At 44.3% G+C, this 732-nt stretch carries 1 protein-coding gene; it reads right to left on the bottom strand.

What is annotated here, in order from left to right; translation table 11 throughout:
- Positions 1-574: transporter substrate-binding domain-containing protein (locus R7Z50_RS27045; protein WP_318149689.1), on the bottom strand; the 574-nt coding region annotated here is incomplete at its 3' end.
- Positions 575-732 lie beyond the last annotated feature (158 nt).

Genomic DNA, 732 nt, shown 5'->3' with positions numbered 1-732 from the left:
GTTTTAAGTTGTACATCACCCGCGATTCCATCTCGACAAACGCCGTATCGCCTGGCGTTCTCTGAATTACGCGATATGCGGCGTCGTAATCTTTAACGCGCATCTCGTTGACGGTTTTATCTTCAAAAAACGGCATTAAGTTTGGGTAGTCGAAACCTAGCAGCAACACGATGGAACGACCTTTGATGTCTTGCATGGTATTGAATTTAAAAGGCGCATCACTGCTGGATACCAACACGTGTTTTACAGTGTAAATAGGCTCTTTAGATAGGTTTTCTGATTGAACTCGGCCCCAATCAGGGCTGCCGTATGTCAGCCAGTTTTCTTCCCCACCCGCTTCTAATACTGAAATCATGCGCTTAAACGGATAGGTGTGAAAATTCACCTTATAATCTGAGTTGGCAAAAATCGCGTTCACAATATCCGTCACGATCCCGGCGTGTTGTTGTCCTTGTTGTTCGATTTGAAATGGCCTTGCTTGGTCGGCGATAACGTAATAATTCACCTCTTCAGCGGCGGTCGCTGCACTGACTGCCATACAACTAAAAGCCAATACACGTAGAAGTCCTTTCATCCTATCCTCGATTATTATTTGCTCACGACTATATTTAGAGTAGCGCAAGATTATCGGAGTGATTTCATATGGATGTAAAAGAGCGAACTCAACGCCGGTTTAGTATCGGTAACCAGCTTATGCTGGCGGTTTTAACGTTGAGTTTGATCTTTACGTTA

Source organism: Vibrio sp. 1249-1 (assembly GCF_033340495.1).
This window is presented reverse-complemented; position numbering and strand designations above follow the sequence as displayed.